The sequence below is a fragment of the Streptomyces sp. NPDC048278 genome (assembly GCF_040652195.1).
GTDB lineage: Bacteria > Actinomycetota > Actinomycetes > Streptomycetales > Streptomycetaceae > Streptomyces.
This window is the reverse complement of sequence record NZ_JBEZLP010000068.1, coordinates 1-26978: the sequence shown is the minus strand read 5'-3', so window position 1 is coordinate 26978 and position 26978 is coordinate 1. Positions and strand designations below refer to the sequence as shown.

At 72.4% G+C, this 26978-nt stretch carries 25 protein-coding genes and 1 pseudogene; 7 read left to right on the top strand and 19 right to left on the bottom strand.

From position 1 onward, the window contains the following. Positions 1-157: 157 nt before the first annotated feature. The 3 genes from AB0D74_RS49755 to AB0D74_RS49745 all read right to left on the bottom strand — a co-directional run bounded on the left by AB0D74_RS49755 (position 158) and on the right by AB0D74_RS49745 (position 3024). A complete protein-coding gene (locus tag AB0D74_RS49755; RefSeq protein WP_362603107.1) occupies positions 158-1306 on the bottom strand; it encodes a glycoside hydrolase family 64 protein in 1149 nt (382 codons plus the stop codon). 227 nt (positions 1307-1533) lie between these two features. Next, entirely contained in the window at positions 1534-2289 is a 756-nt protein-coding gene (locus AB0D74_RS49750; RefSeq protein ID WP_362603098.1) for a dienelactone hydrolase family protein, read from the bottom strand. Between the two features lie 114 nt (positions 2290-2403). Then, positions 2404-3024 carry an L-threonylcarbamoyladenylate synthase gene (locus AB0D74_RS49745; protein WP_351716437.1) on the bottom strand — a complete coding sequence of 207 codons (621 nt, stop codon included), beginning with the start codon at positions 3022-3024 and terminating at the stop codon, positions 2404-2406. A gap of 484 nt (positions 3025-3508) precedes the next feature. On the opposite strand from AB0D74_RS49745, the gene AB0D74_RS49740 reads away from it, so the two are divergent. Beyond that, entirely contained in the window at positions 3509-5038 is a 1530-nt protein-coding gene (locus tag AB0D74_RS49740; protein WP_362603094.1) for a helix-turn-helix domain-containing protein, read from the top strand. Positions 5039-5161: 123 nt separating this feature from the next. Here the strand turns inward: AB0D74_RS49740 and AB0D74_RS49735 are convergent, their stop codons facing one another. From AB0D74_RS49735 to AB0D74_RS49700, 8 genes are all read right to left on the bottom strand, one after another. After that, positions 5162-6394, bottom strand: a complete 1233-nt coding sequence (locus tag AB0D74_RS49735; RefSeq protein WP_362603091.1) for a cytochrome P450 — start codon at positions 6392-6394, stop codon at positions 5162-5164. Further along, a complete protein-coding gene (locus tag AB0D74_RS49730; RefSeq protein WP_362603088.1) occupies positions 6391-7617 on the bottom strand; it encodes a cytochrome P450 in 1227 nt (408 codons plus the stop codon). The genes AB0D74_RS49735 and AB0D74_RS49730 overlap by 4 nt, the downstream gene beginning before the upstream one ends. After that, positions 7614-8237: an ATP/GTP-binding protein gene (locus tag AB0D74_RS49725; RefSeq protein WP_362603085.1), complete on the bottom strand. Its 624-nt coding sequence runs from the start codon at positions 8235-8237 to the stop codon at positions 7614-7616. The genes AB0D74_RS49730 and AB0D74_RS49725 overlap by 4 nt, the downstream gene beginning before the upstream one ends. Further along, positions 8209-8571, bottom strand: coding sequence for a DUF742 domain-containing protein (locus AB0D74_RS49720; protein ID WP_362603082.1), 363 nt, complete (start codon positions 8569-8571; stop codon positions 8209-8211). The genes AB0D74_RS49725 and AB0D74_RS49720 overlap by 29 nt, the downstream gene beginning before the upstream one ends. After that, positions 8568-8990: a roadblock/LC7 domain-containing protein gene (locus AB0D74_RS49715; RefSeq protein WP_362603079.1), complete on the bottom strand. Its 423-nt coding sequence runs from the start codon at positions 8988-8990 to the stop codon at positions 8568-8570. The genes AB0D74_RS49720 and AB0D74_RS49715 overlap by 4 nt, the downstream gene beginning before the upstream one ends. Further along, on the bottom strand, positions 8987-10516 hold the full coding sequence (locus AB0D74_RS49710) for an ATP-binding protein (protein ID WP_362603077.1): 1530 nt from the start codon (positions 10514-10516) through the stop codon (positions 8987-8989). The genes AB0D74_RS49715 and AB0D74_RS49710 overlap by 4 nt, the downstream gene beginning before the upstream one ends. A gap of 216 nt (positions 10517-10732) precedes the next feature. Further along, complete coding sequence (locus AB0D74_RS49705) at positions 10733-11983, bottom strand: serine hydrolase domain-containing protein (RefSeq protein ID WP_362603073.1); 1251 nt, start codon at positions 11981-11983, stop codon at positions 10733-10735. Positions 11984-12102: 119 nt separating this feature from the next. After that, positions 12103-12573, bottom strand: coding sequence for a hypothetical protein (locus tag AB0D74_RS49700; protein WP_362603070.1), 471 nt, complete (start codon positions 12571-12573; stop codon positions 12103-12105). A 333-nt stretch (positions 12574-12906) separates the two neighbouring features. Between AB0D74_RS49700 and AB0D74_RS49695 the strand changes: the two genes are divergently transcribed. Further along, complete coding sequence (locus tag AB0D74_RS49695) at positions 12907-14256, top strand: transaminase (RefSeq protein WP_362603067.1); 1350 nt, start codon at positions 12907-12909, stop codon at positions 14254-14256. Between the two features lie 39 nt (positions 14257-14295). Then, the gene (locus tag AB0D74_RS49690; RefSeq protein ID WP_362603104.1) at positions 14296-14736 is read left to right on the top strand and encodes an Lrp/AsnC family transcriptional regulator; all 441 of its coding nucleotides are present in this window, start codon (positions 14296-14298) and stop codon (positions 14734-14736) included. A gap of 30 nt (positions 14737-14766) precedes the next feature. Here the strand turns inward: AB0D74_RS49690 and AB0D74_RS49685 are convergent, their stop codons facing one another. The 5 genes from AB0D74_RS49685 to AB0D74_RS49665 form a co-directional block, all read right to left on the bottom strand. Then, positions 14767-15864 (bottom strand): PP2C family protein-serine/threonine phosphatase, encoded by a 1098-nt coding sequence (locus tag AB0D74_RS49685; RefSeq protein WP_362603064.1) that lies wholly within the window; start codon positions 15862-15864, stop codon positions 14767-14769. Positions 15865-16138: 274 nt separating this feature from the next. Further along, positions 16139-17026: a Gfo/Idh/MocA family oxidoreductase gene (locus tag AB0D74_RS49680; RefSeq protein ID WP_362603061.1), complete on the bottom strand. Its 888-nt coding sequence runs from the start codon at positions 17024-17026 to the stop codon at positions 16139-16141. A 47-nt stretch (positions 17027-17073) separates the two neighbouring features. Next, the gene (tgmB, locus tag AB0D74_RS49675) at positions 17074-18054 is read right to left on the bottom strand and encodes an ATP-grasp ribosomal peptide maturase (RefSeq protein WP_362603058.1); all 981 of its coding nucleotides are present in this window, start codon (positions 18052-18054) and stop codon (positions 17074-17076) included. Positions 18055-18069: 15 nt separating this feature from the next. Further along, complete coding sequence (gene tgmA / locus AB0D74_RS49670; protein ID WP_089102565.1) at positions 18070-18261, bottom strand: putative ATP-grasp-modified RiPP; 192 nt, start codon at positions 18259-18261, stop codon at positions 18070-18072. A gap of 166 nt (positions 18262-18427) precedes the next feature. Continuing rightward, positions 18428-19264 (bottom strand): fructosamine kinase family protein, encoded by an 837-nt coding sequence (locus AB0D74_RS49665; RefSeq protein ID WP_362603101.1) that lies wholly within the window; start codon positions 19262-19264, stop codon positions 18428-18430. A 342-nt stretch (positions 19265-19606) separates the two neighbouring features. On the opposite strand from AB0D74_RS49665, the pseudogene AB0D74_RS49660 reads away from it, so the two are divergent. The 4 genes and pseudogenes from AB0D74_RS49660 to AB0D74_RS49645 all read left to right on the top strand — a co-directional run. Then, positions 19607-19909: pseudogene (locus tag AB0D74_RS49660) on the top strand (tRNA-dependent cyclodipeptide synthase); the annotation flags it as partial. 108 nt (positions 19910-20017) lie between these two features. Then, positions 20018-21406: a glycoside hydrolase family 43 protein gene (locus tag AB0D74_RS49655; protein ID WP_362603053.1), complete on the top strand. Its 1389-nt coding sequence runs from the start codon at positions 20018-20020 to the stop codon at positions 21404-21406. A gap of 235 nt (positions 21407-21641) precedes the next feature. After that, positions 21642-22088: a hypothetical protein gene (locus AB0D74_RS49650; protein ID WP_362603051.1), complete on the top strand. Its 447-nt coding sequence runs from the start codon at positions 21642-21644 to the stop codon at positions 22086-22088. A gap of 109 nt (positions 22089-22197) precedes the next feature. Next, on the top strand, positions 22198-22893 hold the full coding sequence (locus AB0D74_RS49645) for a class F sortase (RefSeq protein WP_362603048.1): 696 nt from the start codon (positions 22198-22200) through the stop codon (positions 22891-22893). A 57-nt stretch (positions 22894-22950) separates the two neighbouring features. Here the strand turns inward: AB0D74_RS49645 and AB0D74_RS49640 are convergent, their stop codons facing one another. Genes AB0D74_RS49640 through AB0D74_RS49630 form a run of 3 tightly spaced genes read right to left on the bottom strand, consistent with a single transcriptional unit; the run spans position 22951 to position 26803 of the window. Next, on the bottom strand, positions 22951-23958 hold the full coding sequence (locus tag AB0D74_RS49640; RefSeq protein ID WP_362603045.1) for a LacI family DNA-binding transcriptional regulator: 1008 nt from the start codon (positions 23956-23958) through the stop codon (positions 22951-22953). A 2-nt stretch (positions 23959-23960) separates the two neighbouring features. Next, positions 23961-25262, bottom strand: coding sequence for a glycoside hydrolase family 27 protein (locus AB0D74_RS49635; RefSeq protein WP_362603043.1), 1302 nt, complete (start codon positions 25260-25262; stop codon positions 23961-23963). Between the two features lie 17 nt (positions 25263-25279). Continuing rightward, positions 25280-26803: an alpha-L-arabinofuranosidase C-terminal domain-containing protein gene (locus AB0D74_RS49630; protein ID WP_362603040.1), complete on the bottom strand. Its 1524-nt coding sequence runs from the start codon at positions 26801-26803 to the stop codon at positions 25280-25282. Between the last annotated feature and the right edge of the window lie 175 nt (positions 26804-26978).

The following is a 26978-nucleotide window of genomic DNA, read 5'->3' as shown; positions in this document are numbered from 1 at the left end:
CGGGCTCGACCGTCACCCTGAAGTTCAGCGGTGTCGAGGACTCCTCGCTCCAGACCAGCTTCGTCGTCGACGACACCGCCGTCACGACCGGCTGACACCCCCGTACGGCAGCCGAGTGTCCCGCACCCGCGAGCCGGGTGCGGGACACCCGCGCGGGTCAGCTCAGCGGATCGAGCGTGAGGTACGCCTGCTGCGGACTGCCGTCGTTGACCAGGGACTCCTGGTTGCCGACGTCGTCGAAGGCGAAGGCGTACGCCTTGCCGTCGGCCATCTGGGCGTGCACGGCGCGCGCGTACTGGTTGGTCACCGAATCCTGGTAGAAGTCGGCCGGGTTGGTGTCCGGCTGGTTCGGACTCGCCAGCAGGGTCGACCGGTTGAAGCCCGCGCAGAGCGTCCGCGAGATCGGTCCGCGGACCAGGTCGTTGGGCGCGTCGAGCAGGTTGTGGCAGCCGAAGATGCTGTTCGCGTCGGGCTTCTGGAAGCTCGTCACCACCGCCCCGGCGGAGTTGGTGAAGTTCATGACGTTCCCGGAGACCCGGCCGTAGTACCTGGTGCTCGGCTGGTCGGTGAACGGCGTGACGGTCAGGGTCGACGTCGCGTACTTCGACCAGACCCGGTTGACGTAGTCGTCCATGACGGTCGTGGCGAGCGCCCCCGTCTCCACGCCGTAGAGCGGGGAGAGCGCGCGGAGCACGGTCCCGTCGGACCGGGTCTGGACCAGGTTGCCCCAGCCGCCCGACTGACCGCGCAGGGCGCTGAAGAACCCGTTGTAGCCGCCCGACTTGAGGTGCCCCGTACTGGCCGTGCTGCCGTCGGAGCGCTGCACCCCGACCGCGTACGGCACCGAGAACATGTCCACCTGGGTGCTGTTGATCCACAGACCCGAGTCGTTCAGCGTGTACTCGGACCAGTTGAAGAGGATGTTGCGGTTGGGGTCGGTCGGGTTCTGCACCGCGGGCTGCACCAGACCGCCGGTGGTCAGTCTGAAGTCCAGCTTCTGGCCGTAGGAGAAGTAGATCCGGCCGGAGAACTTCGGGATCCGGATCGTCTTCGACTGGCCCGCCGCCGGGCCCGTGATCGAGGCGTCCGGCGCCGGGGTCGGCGGGTTGCCGCCGGCCGGCCAGGCGTGGAAGGTGCCGTTCGCGTCGGCCCAGCCCTGCTGTCCCGAGGAGAGCTGGGTGCCGAGGTCGTAGACGTACACCTGGTCGCCGCGGCCGGAGTTGTTGGTGATCTTCAGCGGGATCGTGTCCGGCACCGCCGCGCCGGCCGGTGCGGGCGTGCCCAGCGTGAGCGCCCCGCCGATCAGCGCCGCCGCGGCCGTGAGCGGCAGCGTCCGGCGTACGAGTCCTGTGCGCACTCTCCACCTCCGTGTGGGGTCGGGGTTGGTCCGGAGATTGGTCCGGACCAGTTCTGAGAGCGCTCTCAGGTTGGCGGCGGGTCGGGTTCATGTCAACAAGACGGACGGAATCGGGGGCCCGTCGGTCGACGGGCCCCCGGAACCGGTACGGCGGGTGGATCGGTGGTGCGGGTGGCTCAGAAGGCGCGCTTCAGCAGGTCGAGCAGCGCGGACCAGTGCCGCTCGTCGGCCTCGGCGGAGTAGGCCGGGGTGTCGGCCTGCGTGTAACCGTGGTCGGCGCCCCGGTAGATCTCGCAGGTGTTGCGGACCCCGGCGGCGGTGAGCGCCGCCTCGAAGGTGCCGATCTGCTCCTCGGTCATCGACTGGTCCTGGTCCGCGAAACCGAAGTACAGCTCCGCGGTGATCCGGTCGGCCAGCAGGTGCGGGCTGTCCGCGTCGTCGGTGACCATCCGGCCGCCGTGGAAGCCGCCCGCGGCCACGACCCGGTCCGGGAACGCGGCGGCGGTGCGCACCGCCAGCCGGGCGCCCATGCAGTAACCGGTGATCGCCACCGGTCCGTCGGCCACCAGCGGGCTCTCGGCCAGCCACTCCAGGTAGGCGGCCGAGTCGCGGTCGCTGAGCTCGGGCGTCAGCGACATCATGACCGGCATGATCCGCTGCCAGATCGTCGGGTCCGCCGAGGGGTCGATGAACTCGGGGAGGTCGATGACCGGCGTGCGGCCGGTGCGGTAGAACACGTTCGGGAGCAGGACGGTGTAGCCCGCGCCGGCGAGCCGGTCCGCCATCGACTTCAGGTGCGGACGGATCCCGAAGGCGTCCTGGTACAGCAGCACGCCCGGGTGGGGGAGTCCGTCGGCGGGGTGGGCCAGGTAGGCGTCGGCGACGCCGTCCTCGGTGGTGATGTCCACGTCGGATCCCTGTACGGCGGTCATGGCGCAAGTGCCTCTCTGTGGAGTCGGCGTCGGGGTGGGGGACACCCGGCGCGGCATGTCCTGATCATCGTGGCACGCGCGGGTGGGAGCGACGTGGACAGGGCATCCTCGAGTTCACTCGAAGCGGGAGGTGTCGCCCGCGCCCCGGCGGACGATCTCGGCCTCCCCGCCGGAGAAGTCGATGACCGTGGTCGGCTCGGTGCCGCACTCCCCGGAGTCGACCACCGCGTCCACCTGGTGGTCCAGCCGGTCCTTGATCTCCCAGCCCTGGGTCGGCGGCTCCTCCTCGTCCGGCAGCAGCAGGGTGCTGGACAGCAGCGGCTCGCCCAGCTCCGCCAGCAGCGCCTGGGTGACCACGTGGTCGGGGATGCGGACGCCGACGGTCTTCTTCTTCGGGTGCAGCAGCTTGCGCGGCACCTCCCGGGTCGCCGGGAGGATGAAGGTGTAGCTGCCGGGCGTCGACGCCTTCACGGCCCGGAACACGTCGTTGTCCACGCGCACGAACTGGCCGAGCTGCGCGAAGTCGCGGCACATCAGCGTGAAGTGGTGGCGGTCGTCCAGATGCCGGATGGTGCGGATCCGGTCGATGCCGTCCCGGCTGCCGAGCTGGCAGCCCAGCGCGTAGCAGGAGTCGGTCGGGTATGCGATGAGTGACCCCGAGCGGACCGCGTCGGCGATCTGGGAGATGCTGCGCGGCTGCGGGTTGTCGGGGTGCACGTCGAAGTACTTCGCCATCCGCCGAGCTTATGCCGTGCGGCGACATCCGGCTGAGCGGGGCGGTGCGCTGCGGTGCGCTGCGGTGCGGTGCGCTGCGCTGGGAGTGCCGCGATACGCCGTCTGCCGTCTGCGGCGCCGTCGTGGCTGGTCGCGCAGTTCCCCGCGCCCCTTCGGGGGTTGCCGGCCGTGGGTCGTGTGCGGCGTCGTTGTGGCTGGTCGCGCAGTTCCCCGCGCCCCTTCGGGGCGCTCCTCTTCGGGGCGCTGGTGAAGCGTGGGCTTTGGGGTGCCGGTGGTCTTGGGAAAGCGGTGCGCGTATGCCGGGGATTTCTGGGAACCCGGAGAATCAGCCACCCCGGGACCCACCCCCCCCGGTGCCGGGTGAGGCTTCTCCGTCGGCGGCTCTTCCCCCGAGGGCCGCCGGCGGAGGCGTGGCCGGCGGGCTTGGTTCATCGGGTAACGTCCGTGGACCGAGGGCGACGCGAGGGACGAGGGGCAGGGCGAGATGGCAGGCCGAGCAGGCGAGGGCCCGCAGCAACCGGCACCCCACGGCGACGGCTGGGCCGAGCGGCTCCTCGACCATCTGCGTCCCGGCGCCCGCGACCCGCGCCGGGTCGTCGCCTGGCTGGCCGGCGCCGTGCAGGGGACCGGCTGTCTCCAGGACGCCGACGGCAGGCTGCTCGCGGGGACCCCGATGCCCCTCGACCCCGTACTCGTGGCCGACGTGGTCGCCGGGCGGATCTCCGCCGCCGCCGTCCAGGACGGCGACCGCCACCTGCGGCTGGTCGCGGTCCGCGCCCCCGACACCCGTCCGGGAGCCGCCGGACTGCTCGCCGTGGCCCGGGCGACCCCCTTCGACCGGCGTGCCGCCGACATCGTCACCCACTCCGCCGGGGTCGTCGAACTCCTGCTGCGCGAGCGGGAACTGACGACCGCCGGACACCGGCTCCGGCGCGCCGCCGCCGACCTGCGCCTCGCCATCCTGCAACTCCTGATGGTCGAGGACACCGTCTCCGCGCGCCGTGTCGCGGCCGGCCTGTGGCCCGGACTGCTCGACACCGACAGCGCCTGCGTGTACATCGTCGAGGGGGACCCGGCGGACCGCGACGGTCTCGCCGAGGACTGCCTCGACATGACCCACGGCCAGGCCCTCGTCGTGCGCTGCCCCGCCATGGACGGCCACGTCATCGTCCTCAGCCCGGCGCCCGCGACCGCGCAGCGGTTGCGCTCCCTCGTCGACGGCCGCCCCGGCACCTTCCTCGGCGGCAGCGTCCGGCAGAGCCTGGCTCAGACGTCCACCGCCTACGGCCAGGCCGTCAGCGCCCTCGCCGTCGCCCGCTTCCGCCCGGACCAGGCCGCCGTCTACGCCGAACGCACCCACCCGGAACGGCTGATGGACCCGGGCGCGCTGCACGCCTGGTCCGCCGCCGTGCTCCGGCCGCTCGACACCCTGCCCCACCACACCCGCGCGGAACTCCTCGCCACCACCCGCCTCGGCCTGGAGTTCACCGCCGTCAGCGCGGCCAAGGTCCTCGGCGTCAGCCGGAACACCGTGCGCGCCCGCATGGACCGGGTCGAGACGCTGCTGGGCGCGGACTTCTCCGACCTCACCGTGCGTGCCGCCGCCCATCTGGCCCTCAACACCCAGGCGGCCCTGACGGAGGAGCTCGCCGCGACGGCGCCGCGGCCCTCCGCCGTCCGGCTGGGCGACCTGCTGGCCGGTCCGGCGCTGCGCGCCTGGGCGCACGACCTCCTGGACCGCCTGGACCGGGACGGCCGCGACCTGCGCGGCACCCTGCGCGCCTGGATCGCCGCCGGCGGCAACGCCGAACGCGCCGCCCACGACGTGGGCGTGCACGCCCAGACCGTCCGCGAACACGTACGCGGTGCCGAGCCCGTCCTGGAACGCCAGCTGCTGGCCGCCGGCACCGACCTGTACGAGGTGGTGCTGGCCCATCTCGCCCTAGGGGACCTCGCCGTACCCGCCCTGCTGCGGGCGAATCAGGGCCAACCGGACTCACCTGTGCACGGGTGAGTCCCCGGCGGATACGAACGGGCACCGGCGCGATACCCAACGGCCGGATCCGGACGTATGTTCACGTTGTGGCGGGGGCACGACCGGAACGGGGGACCGGTCGGGGCCCCCGCGACCTCTGCCTCACGCCTCCAGCCGTACCGGGATCTCCTGCCAGCCGAACGCGATGAACGACGGCACCTGCCGCAGCTCCTCCGCCCCGACCGCGAGCCGCAGCCCCGGGAACCGCTCGAACAGCGCGGGCAGCGCGGCCAGCGCCTCCGCCCGGGCCAGCGGCGCGCCGATGCAGCGGTGCACCCCGATCCCGAACGCCAGATGGTCGTCACTGCCCCGGGCCGCGTCGAACACGGCCGCGTCCGGCCCGTAGTGCGCCGGGTCCACGCCCGCCGCCGCGTACGTCGTGATGATCGCGTCCCCGGCCGGAATGGTCACGTCCCCGACCTTCAGGTCGCTCACCGCGAACCGCAGCGGCAGCGAGGCGATCGACGGGTGCACCCGCAGCGTCTCGTCGATCACCGCGTCCCAGCCGACCGCCCCGGACCGCACCGCCGCCAGCTGCGCCGGATCCGTCAGCAGCGCCACGGCCGCGTTGCCGATCAGGTTGACCGTGGTCTCGAAGCCGGCGCCGATCACCAGCAGCAGCGTGTACAGCAGTTCCTCGTCGCTGAGCCGGTCGCCGTCCTCGTCGCGGACCCGGATCAGCTCCGTGGTCATGTCGTCGCCCGGGTGCTCCACCTTGTACGCGATCAGCCCGCCGAGGACCGTGCCGATCCGCTCCTGCACGAACGCCGCGTGCTCGGGGGTCGGGTCGGAGGTGTCCATGATGGCCGCGATCAGCGCACCGGTGTCGTCCCGCATCTCCTCGGGCACGCCGAACAGTTCGCAGATCATCCGCATGGGCAGCGGCTGCGCCAGCCCGGCCCGCAGGTCCACCACCGAGCCGTCGGCCCCCTCGGCCGCCAGCCCGTCGAGCAGCTCCGCGGCGATCGCCGCGACCCGCGGGCGCATCGCCTCGGTACGGCGGTGCGTGAAACTCGGCGCCACCAGCTTGCGCAGCCGGGTGTGGTCGGGGCCGTACGCGGAGAGCATGTTCACCACGCCGATCCAGCCCAGCACCCAGCCCCAGGAGGGGTGTTCGCCGATCTCCGGCCAGAGCCGCCAGTGCTTGCCCGGGTCCTTGCTGACCTCGGGATCGAGGATGAGTTCCTTGAGGACGTCGTACCCGGTGGGGGCCCAGGCGGGTATGCCGCCGGGCAGCTCGACGGGCACCACGGGGCCGAGGGCGCGTAACCGTGCGCTCTCGGCCGGGATGTCGGAGCCGAACGGGTCGAGAGCGATGCGGTCGGTGACGGTCACGACGACTCTCCAGGCTGGTCGGGGGAGCGGGGGCTGAACCGGACGGGCAGCGAGGTCAGCGAGCGGTGGAACGGGCCGGGCCGCCAGTTGAGCTTCTCGCGGGGCAGGACCGGGTCGAGGTCGGGCAGCCACAGCGTGAGCCGCTCGATCGCCTCGGTCGCGATGAGCAGCGCGTGGTGCCGGACCGGGCAGGCGTGCGGTCCGGCACCCCAGGACAGGTGCGAGGCGTCGCCGACGCGCCGGCCGTCGGTGACCTCCCGTTCGGCGAACAGCCCGACCGCGCCGAAGGAGACCACCACCGGGATGGCCGGCCTGACCCACGCCCCGTGGAAGGAGACCGGCCGACGGGCGTAGTAGATGCCGTAGTTGGCCAGCGGGGTCTCGTGGTGCAGCACCTCGACCACCGCGTCCATGACCGGGCGGGCGCCGCTGGTCAGCGTGGAGTAGTAGAGCGGGTTGCCGAGGATCCGGGAGAGCGCGTTGGAGACGAGGTTCGTGCTCGGCTCGTAGCCGGCGCCGAGGGTGAGGAACACCTGCCAGGTGACCTCCTCCGGGGTCAGCCGGGCGGGATGGTCCAGGAGCATGCTCGGCAGGTCCTCGCCGCGCTCCTCCACCTTGGCGGCGATCAGCCGCAGCACGTACTCGACGAAGTCCGCCTCGCCCGCCGCCGCCTGCGCGCCGCCCTCCATCATCTTCAGCAGGCCCTCGTTGAGCCGGTCGCCCTGGCTGTCCGGCAGACCGAAGAGGTTGTTGAAGACCAGGGCCATCAGGGGCCGGGTGAAGTCGGTGACGAGGTCGGCCTCGCCCCTGGGACCGAACCGGTCGACCAGCAGCCGGACCGCCCGGTGCACCAGCTGGCGCAGGTCGTGCGGCTCGATCAGGTCGAACACGTCGATGAGGGTGGCCCGGTAGCGGATGTGCGCGTCGGAGTCGGAGAACAGGGCGTTGGGCCGCCAGCGCATCATGCCGAGCAGCGGGGAGTCCTCGGGGACGGTCGCCTCCCAGTCCCGCGGGTCGTGCGAGAAGGTCTCCACGTCCCGCAGCACGTCGAGGGCGGCGCGCCGTTCGGTGACCACGTACGCCGGGGTGCCCGGCGCGAGTTCCGCCCAGCCCACCGGGCCCTGGGCGCGCAGGGCCGCGTAGTAGCCGTGCGGGTTGCGGGCGAACCCGTCCTCCCACAGCCGCACCGGACCCGAGACGGTGAAGGACTGCTGCGCGGTCATCGGGCCTCCGCCGGCCGGTCGTCGATCAGATGCTGGACGAGGGCGAGCAGTGCGTCGACCGAGGAGTGCGCGTCCCGGGCGTCGCAGTTCACCATCGGGGTGCCCGGCGCCAGGTCCAGCGCGGCGCGCAGCTGGTCGCCCGTGTAGTGGCTCGGCGCGTCGGGGAACGCGTTGAAGGCGACCGCGTACGGCAGCCCCGCCTCCTCCACCAGGCCGAGCACGTCGAAGGAGGCGTCGACGCGGCGGCTGTCGACCAGGACCAGGGCGCCGAGCGCGCCGTAGGAGATGTCCTCCCACAGTGTCCGGAACCGATCCTGGCCCGGTGTCCCGAACAGGTACAGCACGATCCCGCCGGACAGGCTGATCCGTCCGAAGTCGATGGCGACGGTCGTCGTCTCCTTCTCCCGCACCCCGTCGAGATCGTCGACGGGGACGGAGGCCTCGGTCAGATGCTCCTCCGTGTGCAGCGGGCGGATCTCCGACACCGAGTCGATCAGGGTCGTCTTGCCCACCCCGAACGGCCCGGTGACCAGGATCTTCACCAGGTCGCGGGCGCCGTCGGGGAGATGGGTGCCGCCCGCGCGGGGCAGCTCACTGGTGCTTGAGGGCGCGGAGGCCATCGGCCACTCTCTTCAGCAGGTCGGGGTCGAACCGTTCGGCGGGCGGGATCGGCGCGCGGGCCTGGACCAGGCCCCGGTCGGCGAGGTCGGCGGCCAGCACCCGTACGGCGGAGAACGGCAGCCGCAGCAGCGCCGCCGCCTCCACCACCGTCAGCGCGCCGCCGGACAGCAGCTCCAGCAGGGCCAGTTCGGCCGCCGGCAGACCGGCCGGCAGGGGAGTCCCGTCACGGGTGAGCACCGTCAGCCGTTCCAGGTGCGGACGGCTGGGCCGGGCCACCCCGCCGGTCGACAGGTACGCGGGGACCAGGGGACGGCCCCCACGGCGGCCGGTCATGCCGGCGCGTCGCCGTCGGAACCTCTGGGCGAAGCCGCCATCGCCTTCTCGCCCAGCCGGGCCACCTGCGAGTGCACCCGGTGCGCCAGCAGGTCCAGGCGCACCTCCGGGTCGCCGTAGGCGGCGACACAGGTGCCGTGGTCGGTCGGCACGATCAGCACGTACCCGTGGTCCGACTCGATGACCACCTGGCGTACGTCGGCCCGGTCCCGGTCCGCGAACGCGGCAGCCGCGGCCCGGCAGGCGCCCTGCACGGTACTGGTGATCGCGGCGACCCGTTCGGCACTCGCCCGGGACAGGCCGTCGGTGTAGCCGGTCGCGAGGCCGTCCCGGGTGAGCAGGACGGCGGCCAGTACATGCGGCACCTGCAGGACGGGGTCCAGCACCCATGCCGTCTCGCCCGCATCGCGGCTGATCATCCGGCCGCTCCTCCTTCGTCGTCGGTCCGCTGGGGTTCGGGCGCGCTCGCCCGCTTGGGGGCCCGCGCCGCCGCGGTGCCGTACTGCAGGGCCGCGAGCGCCGCCGCGGCCTCCTCGGGCCGGCGCGCGGCCGGCTGCGGCTGCGGCACGCCGGGCACGGCGGCCGGGGTACGGCGGCGCCGCTGCGGCAGACCGCCCAGGTCACCCGGCTCCACGCCACCGGGAGCGGCGGCACGTTCGTGTTCGGGCCCCGGCCCGGCGGGCGCCACGGCCTCGGCCGCCGCGACCTCGGGCTCCGGCGTCCCGGTCCCCGGCGTCCCGAGCCCCGGCGTTCCGGGCACTGGCTGCGCGGCTACGGGGTGCGCGGGTACGGGTTGCGCCGGTACGACCGCCTCGCGCGCCGCCGTCGCACGCGTCGCTTCCGTGCGCCCCGTTTCCGTGCGCGCCGGGCGCTCCCGGGTCGACCGTGGGGCGCTGACCGAGGGGGGCCGTTCGCCAGGGTCGATCCGGCCGAGCAGGTGGCTGTCCACCCGCAGCACCGCGCGCACCCCGCCGTACGGCGAGGGCGAGGAGACGTCCACGCTCAGGTCGAACTGCCGGGTGAGCTGGCCGATCGCGGCCAGCCCCATGCGCGGCGGGTCGCCCAGGTCGGTCAGCAGGATCGGGTCGCCGCCCGCCACCAGCCGCTGGGCACGGGCCCGTTCGTCCTGCGTCATGCCGAGACCCGCGTCGTCGACGGTCACGCAGACCCCGTGATGGACGTGCTCCAGGTTGACCACGACGTCGGTGTCCGGCGCCGAGTGGCGCAGCGCGTTGTCCAGGAGCTCGGCGACGATGATGGCGACCGGCTCGACCGCGTGCGACACCAGGGCGGTGCCCGGCTCCAGGTGGTTGTTGACCAGAACCCGGTGGTAGCCGGAGAGCCGGGCCTGGCCGCCGGTGACGGCGTCCACCACGTGGGACTCCTCGCGGGCCAGCCCCACCCAGGCCCCGCAGACCACGGCGGCCACCTGCGCCCGCCGCAGCGACTGCTCGTTCTCGTGGTCCAGCGCGAACAGCGTCTGCGCGAGCTCCGGATCGTCGTAGCGCTGCTGGAGCCCCCGCAGGGCGTCCTGGAGGCGGTACAGGGCGGCCTGGATCTCCCGGGTGGCGCCGCGCATTCCGGCCTGCGCGGCGGCGTCGATCCGGGTGCGCTGCGCGGTCAGTTCCTCGCGCAGCGCGGTGAGGACGTACTCCAGCGCGATCCCGGTGGGGGTTCCGGGTATGTGCTGCCCGGCCGGGCCCGGTACCCGCAGGTGCGGATGGGCGAGCTGGGCCGCCGCCGCGGGCATCCGGCGGGCGGCGAGATGCTCGACCTCGGTGAGGAACGCGCCCTCGGTGCCCTCCAGCCGGGCGCGCAACTCCGTCACCTCGGCCCGCAGCGCGGCCTTCTGGCGCCGCGACCTGAGCAGGCTGCCGCCGAGGGCGAGCGCGGAGAGGGTTCCGGCGGCGAGACCACCGGCCACCAGTTCCGGCAATTCGATCATGGAATCGGTTTCCAGGGGAGTAGGGCAGCAGTGGGCAGGGGGGAGCCCGGGGCCCTCCCATGTGGCGCTCGCTGCACAGTACACACCGTCATTGACCGGCCTCGCACGGTGAATCGTTACATCACTCCGAATCCGTTCGGTGACTGTTCGCTTCTGTGTCAAGTGTCGGAAATGCGGTACAGGCTCGGTGAATTGAGGCCCCGCGACCGCGTGCCGTCACCGCGTGGCGGAGGCCGGCGCGGGGAGGTCGAAGACGTGGGACGGGGAGATGATCCGGGTGACCGCCTCGCCGAACAGGGTGCTGGGCTCGATGTCGCCCTTGTAGCCGATGTCGGTGTTGAGCAGCACGACCACGGTCGTCCGCGTCGACGGCAGATGGACGGTCAGGGACTCGTAGCCCGGCAGCGAGCCGTTGTGCCCGATCCACCCCTGGACGTCGAAGATGCCGAGCCCGTACCCGGCGCCCCGGATGCCGGTCGCCGGGGTGGTGAGCCGCTGCTTCTGGGCGGCAGGGCTGACCATGGACGTGCCGTCGGGGAAGACTCCGGTGGCCACCGTGCGCGCCCAGGTGTGCAGATCGTCCAGGTCCGAGATCATCGCGCCGGCGGCCCAGGCCCAGGACGGGTTCCAGTCGGCGGTCTCCTCGACCTTTCCGGTCGCCGTCTGGTTCGTGTACCCCTGCGCGTGCGGGGCGGGGAACTCGTTCCCGGTCGGGAACAGGGTGTGGTGCATGCCCGCGGGCTCCAGCACGTGCTGTTCGAGGTAGTCGCCGAGCCGCTGCCCGCTGACCTTCTCGACGAGCAGGCCGAGCAGGATCAGATTGGTGTTGGAGTAGGAGAACTTCTCCCCGGGCGGGAACAGCGCCGGGTGCCCGAAGGCGTACCCGAGCAGCTGCCGCGGGGTGAAGGAATGCTGCGGGTCCGAGGTCAGCGCCTTGAAGAAGCCGGCGTCCTCCGAGTAGTTGAAGAGTCCGCTGCGCATCCCGGCCAGGTCCCGCAGGGTGATCCGGTCGCCGCCCGGCACGCCGTCGACGTACTTGCCGATGGGGTCGTCGAGGCCGACCCTGCCCTGGTCGGCCAGCTGCAGAACGGCGGTCACGGTGAACGTCTTGGTCTCGCTGCCGATCCGCAGGTAGAGGTCGGGAGACATCTTCTGCCCGGTCGCCTTGTTCGCGACCCCGAAGGAGCGAACGTAGTCGCGCTGCCCGGGCGTCCAGACCCCGACGGTCACGCCGGGCACGTCCGCCTCGCGCATGACGTGCTGGACGACCGCGTCGAGCCGGCGGGCGACCGCCGGGGTCATCGCCCGGACGTCCGCGCTGCCGGACGGCGAGGGGGTGGGCGACGGTGCGGCGGTCACGGCCGACGCGGGTGCGGGCGCCGTCGCGAGCGGCGGCGCGGCGACGAGTGCCCCCAGTACGACGGCGACGGCTGCGCCGCGGCGCAGCACGGCGGAGGTGTACGGCATGGGCTGACTCCAAGCACGTGAGAGGGAACGTGCGGTGGGTCGGACGTCAGAACCCTGACTTCACAGGATACGAGCGTGACCGCGAAGCCGCCCGCGGGCCTGCCGCCCCGCCGCCGTCCTCACTGCTCGTCGGAGACCGGCCGCAGCACCGCCAGCGTGCCGTTGGCCTCGCGCAGCGCCGACTCCAGCGTGGCCGGCCGGTGCAGCGCGCCACTGCCGTCGGGCGGCACCAGCCACTCCAGGAACCGGGTGGGCCGGTACGGCGGCGGCACGGCGACCCAGGCCCCCTTGCTCGCGTACCGCAGCCCGCCCCCGATCCAGCCGCCGGACGGGTCGGGCGGCAGGAAGAAGCCGACCCGGCGCGACGCGCTGTCCACCAGCGTCGGTCCGGGAACCGGCAGGGACGGCCGCCACAGCAGGTCCAGCGTGAGCAGGCCGAGCCGGTCGGGCACGCTCAGCACGTCCCAGAAGCGGCCGGCCTCCAGCAGCGAGACGCCCTCGCCGTGGTCCCACTCCCACTTGCACGCCCGGGGGTCCGCCGAGGCCGCCGCGAGCCATTCCACGCCCTGCATCCACATCCTGTTCGTCATGCACCGCTCCGGGATATCCCGCTCTCCTGTGCCGCGCGCAGGGGAACGACCGACACCGGGCACTCGGCGCGTTCGCACGCCAACCCGGCATATGCATGCTGGTAGATATTTCTAACTGGCGGAAGGGGTGGCGAACCATGGCGTTTGAGGGCGAATGTTCGAACAGTGCACAGTAGTACGAGTGTTGTTCAAAACGGCGGATTCTCCCTCGCGGACCGGCGCACACGATTCCGTCGTGGCTACAGTCGATTCCCGCGTCATCTCTTGATGCGTGAGCGATATCGGTCGTACGCTCCCGCCATTCCGTCGTATTCGCCCGACCAGGGGTACTCCATGGACCGCACCCGACTGCACACCCTCCTGGCCCGCGAGAGCGCCGAGGCCGAGCGGCGAAACCCCCGCTCCCGGGCGGCATATGCCGACGCCGGCCATCTCTTCGGGCGGGTCCCGATGACGTGGATGAACAAGACCGCCGGCGCCTTCCCCCGGTACCTGGCGACCGCGCGCGGCGCCCGGGTCACCGACGTCGACGGGCACACGTACATCGACTTCTGCCTCGGCGACACCGGCGCGATGGCCGGTCACTCGCCGACCGCCGTGACCGGGGCGGTGCACCGCCGGTTCGCCGAGCTGGGCGGGGCCACCGCGATGCTGCCGACGGAGGACGCGGAGTGGGTCGGCGCCGAGCTGACCCGCCGCTTCGGGCTCGCCCGCTGGAGTTTCTCGCTCACCGCGACGGACGCCAACCGGTGGGCGATCCGGCTCGCCCGCGCCGTCACCGGGCGCCCGAAGATCCTGGTGAACAGCTACAGCTACCACGGCAGCGTCGACGAGTCGCTCATCGTCGTCGGCCCCGACGGCAAGGGCGCGCCCCGCCCCGGGAACGTCGGCGCACCCTGTGACGTCACCCTGACCAGCCGGGTCGCCGAGTTCAACGACCTGGACCAGCTGGAGCGGGAACTCGCCCACGGCGACGTGGCCGCCGTCCTCATGGAACCCGCCCTCACCAACATCGGCATCGTGCTGCCCGAACCCGGCTACCTGGACGGCGTGCGCGCCCTCACCCGGCAGTACGGCACGCTGCTGATCAACGACGAGACGCACACCTTCTCGGCGGGCCCCGGCGGCTGCACCGCCGCCTGGGACCTGGAGCCCGACCTGCTGACCATCGGAAAGGCCATCGGCGGCGGCATCCCGGCCGGCGCCTACGGCCTCTCCGCCGACCTCGCCGAACGGCTCCTCGCCCGCGGCGACCTCGACCTGGTGGACATGGGCGGGGTCGGCGGCACCCTGGCCGGCAACGCGCTCTCGGTGGCGGCGACCCGGGCCACCCTGGAGCACGTGCTCACCGACCAGGCGTTCGCGCACATGGAGCGGCTCTCCGCCCGCTTCGCGTCCGGCGTCAGGTCCGCCGTCGAGGCGCACGGCCTGCCCTGGTCGGTCAGCCGCCTCGGCGCCCGCACCGAGTACCGCTTCGCCTCCCCGGCCCCGCGCACCGGCACCGCCTCCGAGGCCGCGGCCGACCCCGGGCTGGAGGACTTCCTGCACCTCTACCTCGCCAACCGGGGCATCCTCCTCACCCCGTTCCACAACATGGCCCTGATGTGCCCCGACACCACCGAGCAGGACGTCGACACCCACACCGCGGTGTTCGGCGCGGCCCTGCTCGAACTGGCCGGCTGACGTCCGACGAGAACCAGGAAGGGGACGGGCATGGTGCACATGGACGACATCGACCGGGCCATCCTGCGCGAACTCCAGACCGACGGCCGTATCGCCTACGCCGACCTGGGCCCGAAGGTCGGACTCTCCGCCTCCGCGGCCCGGCAGCGGCTGCAGCGCCTGCTGGACTCCCGGGCCGTACAGGTCGTGGGTGTCACCGACCCGATGGCCATGGGCGGCCAGGCGATGGCCCTGCTCGGCATCGGCGTCGACGGCGACCCCCGGGCCGTGGCCGACGCGCTCGCCGGGCACCCCGCGGTGGTGTACTCCGTCTTCACCTCGGGCGGCTTCGACCTGTTCGCCGAGGTGGTCACCCCCGGGCCGAAGGACCTGCTCGACTTCGTCAACGACGTGGTCCGGCCGATCGAGGGGGTACGCGAGGTCCGGTCCTTCCCGTACTTCGGCATCCACACCCACCGGTTCCTGTGGGAGGTGGGCTGAGCGGCGGGCCGACGGCCACGGCCCCGGACCTCAGCCGATGGCCGGTGTCAGGACGAGCATGGTGGCGTCGTCCCGCACCTCGTAACGGCCGACGAGATCCGCCCACACGAGATCGGTGAGCGCGACCGCGTCCACGCCCGCGAACCCGGCGAGCCGCTCCGGGAGGGGATAGAAGCCCCCGCTCCTGTCGCGTGCCTCCCAGACGCCGTCCGAGGCGAGGAAGAGCCGGTCGCGGGGCCCCAGCTCCACCGTGACCTCCTTCGCCGGGTCCACGCCCACCAGCCCCAGGCCCAGCGGGGCCCCGGGTACGACGGCCACCTCCTGGGCCTGCCCGTCCCGCAGCAGCACGGGCGCCGGATGACCGCAGGCCACGATCCGCACCGACCGCAGATCGGCGGAGAACTCCAGCAGCAGGGCCGTGGCGAACAGCTCCGCGTGCGGCACGTCGGCCGAGTCCACCGTCAGTCTGCGGTCCATCCGCGTCGCCACCGACTCCAGGTCCGACAGGTCGAGCACAGCCTCCCGGAACGCGCCGAGCAGCGACACCACCGTGGCGACGGCGGTCAGCCCGTGCCCCCGTACGTCCCCCATCACCGCCCGGACCCCGTACGGGCCGTCGCGCACGTCGAAGAAGTCACCGCCGACCAGCGTGCCGTGCTGCGCGGCCCGGTACAGCCCCACGCACCCCACCGCGCCGACGTGCTCCGGCAGCGGGGGCAGCACGGCCCGCTGCACCGCCTCGCCCACCGCCCGCTCGGTCAGCAGCTGGGCGTCCCGGTGACTGCGCACGTAGGAGACGAACACGCTCAGCAACGCCACGAAGGTGACCGTGAGGAGGTCGGTGTCGCCGGGATGGTTCAGGTGGGTGGCGGGCACGTTGAGCAGCACCACCACCAGGCAGCTGAGGACGGCGGTCGCCAGCGGGCCGTAGGAGAGGACGGCCAGCGGCGGGATGGCGCCGAGCAGGAAGCCGAAGTCGTGTCCGTCGGGGCTGATCAGCGTCGCCGCCGTCACGAGCCCGAGCAGGGCGACGGGCAGCACCCGGACCCAGCGTGGCGGCGGCGCACCCTGCAACCAGCCACGACCGTCCCGGTAGCCACGCGACGACCAGCCGCGCACCGAAGTCACATCCCTAAGCTACGCCCGTGCCCGGTCACCGCACCTGCCCCGATCTTGGAAAGCCGCGCGGGAAAAACGCCCTGGACCGGACGGAAGGAGGCGAGTGTGATGTGGATCACATGCATCGACCTGCTCCTGGAGCGCGTGGACCTCTCGGCGACCCGCGCAGTTCCCCGCGCCCCTTTCAGGGGCCTCGGTGCGGGCGCCCCTTCAGGGGCGCGGGGAGCTGCGTGAGCAACCACGACGGCGGCGCGGCCGAATCTCGGCCTCTCCGGCGGAGCGTCTAGTCGACGTCCTTGCCCAGCAAGGTCTCCGCCTCCGCGAGGATCTCGGTGACCCGCAGTCCGAAGGCCGCGTCGCACGGGTGTGCCCGCCCCGTGCGCGCGGCCGTGAGCAGGGCGTCGGCGGCCCGGGTCAGCGCGGGAACCGCCCCCTCCGCACTCCTCGGAAGGAGCGTGACCCCCGCCTCCCCCCGCAGCTCCACATCGGCCCCGGCCGCCGCCGGCGGCGCGGTGAGGCTCAGCGTGACCGTGCTCGTCGCCCCGCCCGCGTGTTCGAGGACGAGATGCACGGTGTCCGCGGGCCCGTGCACGGCAGCCGCCACCCGCCCGACGTCGCCCAGGACCGGCAGCAGCACGGACAGGGCGTGCGGACCCACGTCCCACAGCGCGCCCTTCTCCCGCCGCCACGGCGAGTCGGCGAACGGGCTCTCACCGGTGAACAGCGACCCCAGCCAGTGCGCCCGGGCCGTGAACCACCCCGCCGTGTCAGCTTGTTCGCCGATCCACGCCTCCGGCTCCTGCTGGAACCGGGTGGTGAAGAACACCACGGAGGCGACCCGGGCCCGCTCGGCCGCCTCCACCACCGCCCGCCCCTCGGCGACGCCGATCGCCAGCGGCTTGTCCAGCAGCAGATGCCGGCCGGCCTCCGCCGCCCGCACCGCCAGGTCCGCCTGGATCACCGGCGGCAGCGCCACGGCGACCGCGTCCACGTCGGCGATCAGCGCGTCCACGTCGTCGTACGCCCGGACGCCGTACTCCCCGGCCAGTTCCGCGGCGGCCTCGGGGCGGCGGCCCCACACGCCGGTGAAGTCCAGCGAACCGTGCCCCGCCAGCGCGGGCGCGTACGCCGCCCGCGCCCAGGGGCCGGTGCCCAGCAGTCCGATGCGCATCTCGCGTTCCTCTCTCCGTACCCGGTTCCACATCGTCGCCCAGCCGGTCAAGGCGTCGTGCTCCGCCCCCGGGCATATGAACGGCACCGGTCGGTGCCGTTCGCCAGCCACCCGGCGATGGCCTCGGCGATCGGCTGTCCGGTGTCCATCTCGACGAACCCGAACTGGCCCGACTGGTTGCACTCCAGGAACCACCAGATCCCGTCCGCGTCCTCCGCGAAGTCGAAGGCACCATAGGCCAGCTCGGCGTCCTTCATATACGTGTGGACGGCCTCGGCGACTCGGGGCGGCACCTCCGCCTCCCGCCAGGGAGAGCCGGACGGCGCGAACCGGACGTCCACGTCGTCGGGGTGGGCGTCCGGGCTCACCGGCTTGCGGGCGGCAAGGAGCCGCTCGCCGACCACCGTCAGCCGGATGTCCGCGCGCTTGGCGACCCGCCGCTGCAACAGCGTCGGCCCGAACGCCACCGCCGCGAAGTCGGCGTCCGGCGCCACCCGGCTGGTCGGCACGGCCCGCGGCGGCTCCTGCGGATGCGCGCCCGACACGGGCTTGACCACGAGGTCCGGGAACCGCTCCGCGAACTCCCGGGCCGCCTGCGGAAACGTGGTGATCAGCGTCGCGGGCACGGCGAGCCCGCTGCGCTGTGCCAGCCGCAGCTGCCACGGCTTGTGCCGGGCCCGGCGGGCCGCGTCCGGATGGTTCATCCAGCGCGCCTCGGTCCCGCGCAGCATGCCGTACAGCGCCTGCGCGGACTCCTCGGTCAGCCAGTCCGACGGCTGCACGGCCCGGGCCGCCGCCGTACCCGGCCTGCGCACCCAGATGGAGCGCAGACCGTTCATGCTCACCAGGCGCCCGTTCACGGACAGATGCCCGCGGCTGACGCCCTGCACATACTCGCCCGACAGGGACACACCGCTGGTCAGATCGGCAGGATCGAGACGGACGACGGGCACTCCGGCCTCGTGCAGCCGGAGGACCACCATGTCCGCCGTCACGTCCTCGTCACTGGTCAGGATGAGCACGGTCATCGTCGGGGTCCGCGATCAGTCGTCGAAGTGCGTCTTGGAGCCCGCGGTGGACGTCGTGGTCCCCAGGGCTCTCAGCGTTGCGTGATCGGTCGCTGCGATCCGGCCATCGTGGAGAACGTTCAACTGCAGTCCGGAGTCATACGCGTACGGAGTGGTGACGTCCAACTGCACTGCGGGGCGTGCGTAGTTGAGCGCGAACGGTTGCATGGTCTCTCCCTGTTTCGTTCTTCCATGCACTTATACGATTCGAACGCGTGGTTGGTTTCCTTACTCTGCGTAATCTCAGCCCGAATTAAGAGCTTGTTAAGGGAGAGACGGCGAATCGCTCCCACACGTGGCCGATTTCACATTGCCCGGAGGGCACATGACGGTGTCACATGTCCGCGAAATTCCGGGATGTCGCCAAAGCCTGTTCGGCATAGCTCCGTCCGAAGAGCGCGGCATGCACCAGTAGCGGGAACAACTGGTGCAGGCCGATCCGCCCGGCCCAGCCCTCGGCCAGCGGGGCCGCCTCCTGATAACCCGCCAGGATCCGGTCCAGACAAGGACAGCCGAAGAGCCGGAGCATCGCGAGGTCGGTCTCGCGGTGCCCGCCGTGCGCGGCCGGGTCGATGAGCCGGACCCTGCCGTCGGCGCCCCACAGGACGTTGCCGCTCCACAGGTCGCCGTGGAGCCGGGCCGGCGGCTCGGCCGGCCCCGCGAGCTCCGGCAGCCGCTCGCAGACCCGCTCGATCACGGCGGCCTCGCCCGGCCGCAGGATCCCCCGGTCGACGGCCTCCCGCAGGTACGGCAGCACCCGGTGCTCGGCGTACCAGTGCGGCCAGTCGTCGCCGGGCTCGTCGCGCATCGGGGCGAGCCCGATCCAGGCATCACGCGGACCGCCCGGCGGAGCCGCCCCGAACGCCGGGGCGCCCGCCGCGTGCAGGGCGGCCAGCGCCCGGCCGAAACGGGCAGCCGCTCCCGGGTCCGGCGGGCCGGTGCGGATCAGTTCGGTCACCAGCCACCGCTCGTCGTGCCCGAGCACCTCCGGCACCGGCACCGCGCGGGCGGCGGCCAGCCAGCGCAGCCCGGCCACCTCGGCCCGTACCGCCCCGGGACCGTCACCCCGCTTGACCACGACCACGGGTCCGCCGGCGAGTGAGACCTCCGCCAGACCGCCCGGTCCGGCCCGCTCGCCCGAGACCGGCCGCCCGGTGAGCCGGGCGGCCACCGCGCCCGGACCCTCGCCGCCGTCGACCACGGCCACCAGGGTATGCGTCTGCACCTTCACCCCGAGGGCGCCCTTCTTCTCAAGTGCTGTCGTGTACACCGGCACCGTCTTCGGCCCACGGGGAAGAATCCCATCCCTCTCATCCCGAAGCAGCCGAATTTCGGGAGGGTGCCCGCCGCTGCCCCGACGGGTTCCGGCCAACATCCGGCGGCCACTACCTCCGTCGCCCCGGCGCGGGCTGGCTTGGGCCTCGCCGCATCGCCACAACCAAGGCACAAGGCCCGGTCGGGACGCGCGCGCGGTGGAGGGTACCCCCCTTGACCACGGCATCCCCCCGGCGAGGCCCGCCGCAAGGCGGTCAAGAGCGTGCGCGGGGTGCGCGCCAAGGTCCGCAATGCCGCCGCGGCGGCCGATCCGGACGGTGCCCGGCTGCGCTGGCAGCCGATGTCCCGCTTCCGTGCCGATGCCGCGTACCAGGAGATCCACAGCCGGTCGTGGCGGCAGCTGGACGAGGACGACGACTTCCGCGCACTCCCGATGGCGGAGTTGCTGTACGGCAGGGGCGCGGGCCTGCGCGCCTCCCGCAACCAGGGGCACGCGATCGTCACCCCCGCGGCACCGCCGCACACAGCGAATTCCAAGTAACTCCCTTGTTACGCAAGCATTGACGTGCCCCACGCCCCCCTCTAGTTTCTGATCGGTTTCCCGAACCGCGTCCGAAATCCCGGACATCCCCCCTCGTCTGGAGCGCACATGAACGGCACCCCCCTGTCGCGCCGCCACTTCCTCGGTGCGGCCGCGACCGTCCCCCTCGCCGCCACGGGCGCCCTCGCCCTCGGCGCCGGAACCGCCCGGGCCGCGACCGACTCGGCCTATGTGATGTGCTACTTCACCGAGTCCCCGGACATGCTGGCCGCCAACTACGGCCTGCACCTGGCCGTCAGCACCGACGGCCTCCAGTGGACCCCGCTCAACCAGAACGACCCGGTCGCCACCCCCACCGCCGGCTCCCTCGGCCTGCGCGACCCGTTCATCCTGCGCAAGCAGGACGGCACCTTCGTGGTGCTCGCCACCGACCTGTACGGCACCGACTGGTCCTACGTCAGCCAGTACATCCACGTCTGGGACTCCACCGACCTGCGCACCTTCACCGGCTACCGGCGGATGAAGCTGCACGACATGGACACCCACGCCTGGGCCCCCGAGGCCTTCTGGGACGCGGGACGCGGCACGTACGGCGTCATCTACTCCGCCGTCAACGACAGCGGCCACAACGTCATCATGATCAACTACACCGCCGACTTCGTGACCGCGGGCGACCCGCAGGTCTTCTTCGACCCCGGCTACGACGTCATCGACGGCGACCTCGCCGTCGGCGTCGGCGGCGTCAACTACCTGTACTTCAAGAAGAACTCGACGCTCGTCGGCGCCCGCTCCACCACCCTGGACCCGGGCAGCTTCACCGAGTTCTCCACGGCCGTCTCGCACAACGGCACCGAGGCCCCGACCCTGGTCAAGTCCCTCACCTCCAGCTCGACCTGGTACCTCTGGGGAGACACCTGGGACCCCAACGGCGTCTTCTACGCCTGGCAGACCAGCGCCCTGTCCGCCGGCACCTGGACCGCCCTCGACCAGAAGACCTACACCCAGCCACTCAACTCCAAGCACTGCGGGATCCAGCCCATCACCGCGACGGAGTACAGCAACCTCGTCGCCAAGTGGGGCACCCCCGCCTGGAACCGGCTGAAGTCCTACAACTACCCGGCCAGATACGTCCGGCACAGCAACTTCGTCGGCCGGATCGACGCGTACGCCTTCGACCCGTACACCGACGGCATGTGGAAGCTGGTCCCCGGTCTCGCCGACAGCACCGGCGTGTCCTTCCAGTCGGTGAACTACCCGACCCGCTACCTGCGCCACTACGACTACCAGCTGCGTCTCGACGAGAACGACAGCACCACGACGTTCGCCCAGGACGCCACGTTCTACCGGACCGCAGGCCTCGCCGACTCCTCCTGGTCCTCCTTCCGCTCGTACAACTACCCGACGCGCTACATCCGCCACTCCGACTACGTGCTGCGCATCGACCCGATCTCCACGAGCACGGAGCAGGCCGACGCCACCTTCTCCGTGGGTTACTGACACCACGCCGGGCCCGTCATGCGGCGACACGCCGACGACGGGCCCAGAACCGCCCGAACGGCGGTGCGCCCGGCCGGGGGATTGACCCAGCCGGGCGGTGTTGGGCGTGTCGTGACCACGGATGGGCGGCCTGGATGGTGCGGGCCGCGGGGCTGACTGACGGTGGTTCATGTCGGGGCCGGGTCGTTACAGCTGATGGAGTATCGGCGCCCGGCCACGGCGGAAGGACATCGAGATGCGTTCTGCCCGCATGATCCTCGCGACGACGGCCGCCACCGCGGCCCTCGCGCTCTCCGCTCCAGCAGCCCAGGCCTCGGGCTCGGGGGACCGGGACGACGGAGGCCGCGACGACTCTTCCTACAGCAGCAACGACAGCAGGTTCGACCCCGACTCCTACAAGGGCCAGGACGACGAGGAGAAGGGGGACCAAGGAGGCAAGCAGGACCAGGGGGGCAAGCAGGACCAGGGCGGCAAGCAGGACCAGGGCGGCAAGGGGAAGGACCAGGGCGGTTCGTCGTGGGGTGACGACGAGGAGAGCGACCGGCCGCACGGCGGTATGCACACCGGCGGCGGCGCCCTGGCCTCGCCCGGTGTCACCGCGGGCGGGATGGCCGTGCTCGGTGTAGCGGCCACCGGTGCCTACGCGCTGCGGCGCAGGAGAGTCCCCGGGTCCGCGTCCTGATGGGCCCACGCATGCGGGGCCGCGGTGCCGTCGGCGCTCCACACTCCGACGGCACCGCGCCCCCTGTGTCCCGCCCTCCCGCTGCCGTGACCCAGAAAGGTGACCTCCGATGGCAGCTGGCCCCGCCACCCAGACCCCCGAAGCCCCCGCCGGCCCTGACGCTCCCGACGACCCGGACGGCTCCGGCGGCCCCCCGTCCGGCGGACGACTGCCCGTGTGGTGCATCGCCGCCCTGCTTGTCACCGTGGCGCTGATCGGCGGACACACCGGAGGCGCCGACACCACCGCCACCACCAGGGCCGAGAGCACGGACGCCCTCCCCTCGGCCGATCCGCGCGGGGCCGGCGAGGCGCTGTCCCGGTCCACGCCGATCCGCCTGCTCATCCCGAAGATCGCCGTCGACGCCCCCTTCACCGCCCTCACCATCGGCTCCACGGGCCAGCTCGAACCCCCGCCGGCCGCCAACACCAACCTCGTCGGCTGGTACTCCAGGGGCGCGGCACCCGGCGAGGCGGGCACCGCGATCATCGCGGGCCACGTCGACACCGTGACCTCGGCGGCCGTCTTCGCCAGGCTGGACGAACTGGAGCGCGGCGACCGCTTCACGGTGGACCGGGCCGACGGCACGCGAGCGGAATTCGTGGTCGACGACGCCCAGACCTTCGCCAAGGACGACTTCCCCAGCGACCGCGTCTACGCCGACACCAGCCGCCCCGAGGTACGCCTGATCACCTGTGCCGGCGACTACGACCACGACGTCCGGGACTACACGGAGAACCTGGTGGTCTTCGCCCACCTGGTCTGACACCTGGCCTGACACCTGGTCCGACACCTGCTCCGTCACCGCACCGGTGCCGCCGGGTCAGCCGCCCGTGGACTCCCGCACCACCAGCCGGAACGGACCGGCGAACTCCGCCCGCTCCGGCCCCGGACCGCCCCGGTCGATGCGGGCCGCCAGCAGGTCGACCGCGCGTTCGGCCATCAGGTCGTGGTCCGGGTCGACGGTGGACAGGGAGGGGACGAGGTACGCGCTCTCGTCGACGTTGTCGAAGCCGATCACCTTGACCTGCTCCGGCACCCGGATCCCGGCGTCGGCGAGAGCGCGCAGCACGCCCATGGCCACCGTGTCCGTCACACAGAACACGCCGTCGAAACCGAGGCCCGCCGCCATCCGCTCCCGGATTGCGCGGGCGGCCTCCGGCATGGTGAGCTCCTCGGCGGTCACCACCAGCTCCGGGTCCGCCGGCAGCCCTGCGGCCGTCAGCGCCCGCAGGTACCCGGCGTGCCGCAGGGTCGACACGCCGGCCCCGCCGCCCAGCCGCCCGCAGACGACGGCGATCCGCCGGCAGCCCCGCTCGACGAGATGGCGGGTCGCGGCCTCGGCGGCGGCCTCGTTCGGCATGGCGACGTGGTCGACGGGCCCGCCGAAGATCCGCTCGCCGAGGATCACCACCGGGTGGTCGACGTCGAGCGCCCCGACATCGGCCGGGCCCATGCCGACCGTGCTGAGGATGAGGCCGTCGTAGAGCCGGTTGCGGGACAGGGAGAGGGCGGCCAGTTCGCTCTCGCGGCGGGCGCCGGTCTGCTCGATGCTCACCCGCAGGCCGTGCCGGCCGGCCGCCGCGATGATCGAGGCGGCCAGCCGGCCGTAGTACGGGCGGTTGATCTCGGGGACGGCGAGGCCGATGGTCCCGGTCCGGCCCTTGCGCAGGTTGCGGGCGGCCACGTTGACCCGGTAGCCGAGCCGGTCCATCGCCTCCAGGACCCGCTCCCGGGTGGCCGGGCGGACGTTGGGGTGCCCGTTCATCACGTTGGAGACGGTCATCGCCGACACTCCGGCCGCCTTCGCCACGTCCTGGATCGTCGCCACACTCACTCCCGCCGGCTGTCCTCGGCAAGACGATAGAGGGCGGCACCGTGCGCGGGCAGCACGGCGGCCAGCCGACGGCCGTCGTGGGCGGTGTCGGCGCCCGTCCACACCTCCCGGACACGGTCGCGGGCGGTGGCGCCGATCGACCCCAGCGGCACCTCGAAGCGCCGCTCCTCGTCCGCGAGCGAGAACACGGCCGCGTACCGGGTGTGCCCGTCGGAGTCGCGGGCGGTCCACAGCACCAGGTCCCGCTCCCGCAGCACCTCCCGGTTGCCGGTGCTGTGCCACAGCACGTCGAGCGCCTCGTCGTTGGTGAGCAGTTCGACGGTCTCGGGAGCGGAGGTGGGCAGGTCGCCGCCCATCATCAGCGGGGAGCGGGAGATCATCCAGAGGGTGAGCAGGCTGACCTGTTCGGGGCGGGTGAGGCGGGACTGGCGGTCCTCGCCGCGCTCGGCGCGGATCCCGATGCGGCCCAGCGGCAGCATGTCGGCGTCCGCCCAGCCCGGCCGGCCCTGCCAGGGGGCCCAGCGGGCCATCCGCGCGAACTGCGCCTCGACGTCCTCCCACCGGTCCCACAGGTCGTCGCAGACCCGCCACATGGTGGCGTGCTCCCGCAGGTGGTCCAGGCGGGCGACGGACATGTCGGTACCGGGGGAGAGGCTCAGCTCGACGGGCCGCCCGCTGCGCTCGATCGCCCGCGCGTAGGCGGCGATCTCCCGCTCGTGGTACGGGAAGAGCATGTCGTCGGCCTTGACGAAGTCCACGCCCCAGGCGGCGAACTGGGCGACCTGCGCGTCGTAGTAGGCCTGGGCGCCGGGGTGGTCGTGGTTCAGGCCGTAGTTGTCGGAGTTCCACGGACACACGGAGTCGGTGTCGGCCACGTCCGCGGCCGTGAACTCGGTGCCGAGCACCGGCAGTTCGGCCTCGACCGCGCGCCGTGGGATGCCCCGCATGATGTGCAGCCCGAACCGCAGGCCCATGGCGTGCACCTGCTCGGCCAGCGGCCCGAACCCCGCCCCGCCCGCCGCGGAGGGGAACCGGTTGGGGGCGGGTAGCTGGCGGCCGTGGCCGTCGAGGACGAGCGGGGCGTCCGGGTTGTAGCCGTGGGCGCGGGCGGTGGGTTCGTACCACTGGATGTCGACGACGACGGTGTCCCAGCCGTGCGGGAGCAGGTGCTCGCGCATGAACCGGGCGTTGGCGAGGACCTCTTCCTCGGTGACGGTGGTGCCGTAGCAGTCCCAGCTGTTCCAGCCCATGGGCGGGCGCAGGTGGCGGGCGGGCAGCGGGCGTGCGGATCGGGTCATGGGCGGGCTCCTGCGGGTCAGTGCCGGTCCAGGGGAGCCTGGACGGTGACGAACGAGTGGGGCGGGAGGGTGAGCCGCAGTCCGCCGGCGGTCACGGACACGCCGTGGAACGCCCGGGGGGACACGGTGGCCGACGCCTCCGGGGTGTTGTGGGCCTGGAGCCTGTCGGCCGTGAGGATCCGGGCGGACGGCTCGCCGAGGGCGCCGCCGCGCAGGTCGAGGACGATCTCGGCCGGTTCCTCGGCGTCCAGGTTGCTCAGCGAGATCAGCACGGTGCCGTCCTTGACGCTGGCCGAGGCGGACACCGTCTCCAGCTCCTCGTCCCCGACCGTGCGCCGGGTGCTCTCGCCGCGCAGGTGCACGGGGAGCGAGGTGGCGTCCTGGTGGCCCTTGTTCATCTCGAAGACGTGGTAGGTCGGGGTCAGGACCAGGGCGTCGCCGTCGGTGAGGAGCATGGCCTGGAGGACGTTGACGGTCTGGGCGATGTTGGCCATGTGCAGGCGGGCCGCGTGCCGGTGGAAGATGTCGAAGTGGGTGCTCGCGACCAGCGCGTCGCGCAGGGTGTTCTGCTGGAAGAGGAAGCCCGGGTTGGTGCCGGGTTCCACGTCCCACCAGGTGCCCCACTCGTCCAGGACGAGGCCGACGGTACGCCCCGGGTCGTAGACGTCCATGACGGTGGAGTGGCCGGTCAGGATGCGGTCGATGCGGTGGGCCGAGAGCATCGTGCGGTAGTAGTCGTCGGTGTCGAACCCGGTCGCGCTGCCCTTGGCCTCCCAGGGGCCGGAGAGCGTGTAGTGGTGGACGGAGATGCCCTGGAAGAAGGTCTTCGGGGTGGCCTCGCAGCCGAAGCAGCTGATCTGCTGCATCAGGGTCTCGGTCCACTTGTAGTCGGCGTCGGAGGCGCCCGAGGCGATCCGGTAGAGCTGGTTGTCGCCGTGGTCGCGGCAGTAGGTGGCGTACTGGCGGGCCAGGTCGGCGGAGTACTCGGCGCGCATGTTGCCGCCGCAGCCCCAGGTCTCGTTGCCGATGCCCCAGTACTTCACCCGCCAGGGCTCCTCGCGCCCGTTCTCCTTGCGCAGCCGCACCATCGGGCTGTCGCCGTCCCGGGTGAGGTACTCGACCCACTCGCTCATCTCGCGGACGGTGCCGGAGCCGACGTTGCCGTTGATGTAGGGCTCGGCGCCGAGGAGTTCGCACAGGGCCATGAACTCGTGGGTGCCGAAGTGGTTGTTCTCCTCGACGTTGCCCCAGTGCGTGTTGACCATCCGGGGACGCTCCTCGCGCTGTCCGATGCCGTCCCGCCAGTGGTACTCGTCGGCGAAGCAGCCGCCCGGCCAGCGGAGGTTGGGGATGTCCAGGGCGCGCAGGGCCGCCACGACGTCGAGGCGGATGCCGCCCTCGTTCGGCACGGGGGAGTCCTCGCCGACCCAGAAGCCGCCGTAGACGCAGTGGCCGAGGTGTTCGGCGAAGTGGCCGTAGAGGTGGCGGCTGATCGTCGGGCCCTCGATGTCGAGGTTGATGATCGCGGTGGCGGTGGGCACGCGGGCACTCCTGTCCGGAGAGACGGATCGTTCGATATATGGAACGTGGTTCGCAACGTCGTTTGTATCGATAAAAAGCTGCCATCGAGCCGTGATCGCGTCAAGAGCGCGGGCGGCCCGGCTCCCTGTGCGCACAGGGAGCCGGGGGCGGTAACTAATGAGGACCCCCGAACAC

Bases quoted from the DNA above. Each gene is read 5' to 3' on its own strand.
- AB0D74_RS49715 (WP_362603079.1), bottom strand. From the start codon at position 8,990: ATGATCAGCCGCGATGCGGGCGAGACGGCATGGGTGCTGGACCCCGTC.
- tgmA (WP_089102565.1), bottom strand. From the start codon at position 18,261: ATGCAACCGTTCGCGCTCAACTACGCACGCCCCGCAGTGCAGTTGGAC.
- AB0D74_RS49710 (WP_362603077.1), bottom strand. From the start codon at position 10,516: ATGATCGAATTGCCGGAACTGGTGGCCGGTGGTCTCGCCGCCGGAACC.
- AB0D74_RS49635 (WP_362603043.1), bottom strand. From the start codon at position 25,262: ATGACCCGATCCGCACGCCCGCTGCCCGCCCGCCACCTGCGCCCGCCC.
- AB0D74_RS49695 (WP_362603067.1), top strand. From the start codon at position 12,907: ATGGACCGCACCCGACTGCACACCCTCCTGGCCCGCGAGAGCGCCGAG.
- AB0D74_RS49650 (WP_362603051.1), top strand. From the start codon at position 21,642: ATGCGTTCTGCCCGCATGATCCTCGCGACGACGGCCGCCACCGCGGCC.
- AB0D74_RS49720 (WP_362603082.1), bottom strand. From the start codon at position 8,571: ATGACCGGCCGCCGTGGGGGCCGTCCCCTGGTCCCCGCGTACCTGTCG.
- AB0D74_RS49680 (WP_362603061.1), bottom strand. From the start codon at position 17,026: ATGCGCATCGGACTGCTGGGCACCGGCCCCTGGGCGCGGGCGGCGTAC.
- AB0D74_RS49645 (WP_362603048.1), top strand. From the start codon at position 22,198: ATGGCAGCTGGCCCCGCCACCCAGACCCCCGAAGCCCCCGCCGGCCCT.
- AB0D74_RS49730 (WP_362603088.1), bottom strand. From the start codon at position 7,617: ATGACCGCGCAGCAGTCCTTCACCGTCTCGGGTCCGGTGCGGCTGTGG.
- AB0D74_RS49700 (WP_362603070.1), bottom strand. From the start codon at position 12,573: ATGACGAACAGGATGTGGATGCAGGGCGTGGAATGGCTCGCGGCGGCC.
- AB0D74_RS49750 (WP_362603098.1), bottom strand. From the start codon at position 2,289: ATGACCGCCGTACAGGGATCCGACGTGGACATCACCACCGAGGACGGC.
- AB0D74_RS49740 (WP_362603094.1), top strand. From the start codon at position 3,509: ATGGCAGGCCGAGCAGGCGAGGGCCCGCAGCAACCGGCACCCCACGGC.
- AB0D74_RS49690 (WP_362603104.1), top strand. From the start codon at position 14,296: ATGGACGACATCGACCGGGCCATCCTGCGCGAACTCCAGACCGACGGC.
- tgmB (WP_362603058.1), bottom strand. From the start codon at position 18,054: ATGACCGTGCTCATCCTGACCAGTGACGAGGACGTGACGGCGGACATG.
- AB0D74_RS49745 (WP_351716437.1), bottom strand. From the start codon at position 3,024: ATGGCGAAGTACTTCGACGTGCACCCCGACAACCCGCAGCCGCGCAGC.
- AB0D74_RS49725 (WP_362603085.1), bottom strand. From the start codon at position 8,237: ATGGCCTCCGCGCCCTCAAGCACCAGTGAGCTGCCCCGCGCGGGCGGC.
- AB0D74_RS49705 (WP_362603073.1), bottom strand. From the start codon at position 11,983: ATGCCGTACACCTCCGCCGTGCTGCGCCGCGGCGCAGCCGTCGCCGTC.
- AB0D74_RS49655 (WP_362603053.1), top strand. From the start codon at position 20,018: ATGAACGGCACCCCCCTGTCGCGCCGCCACTTCCTCGGTGCGGCCGCG.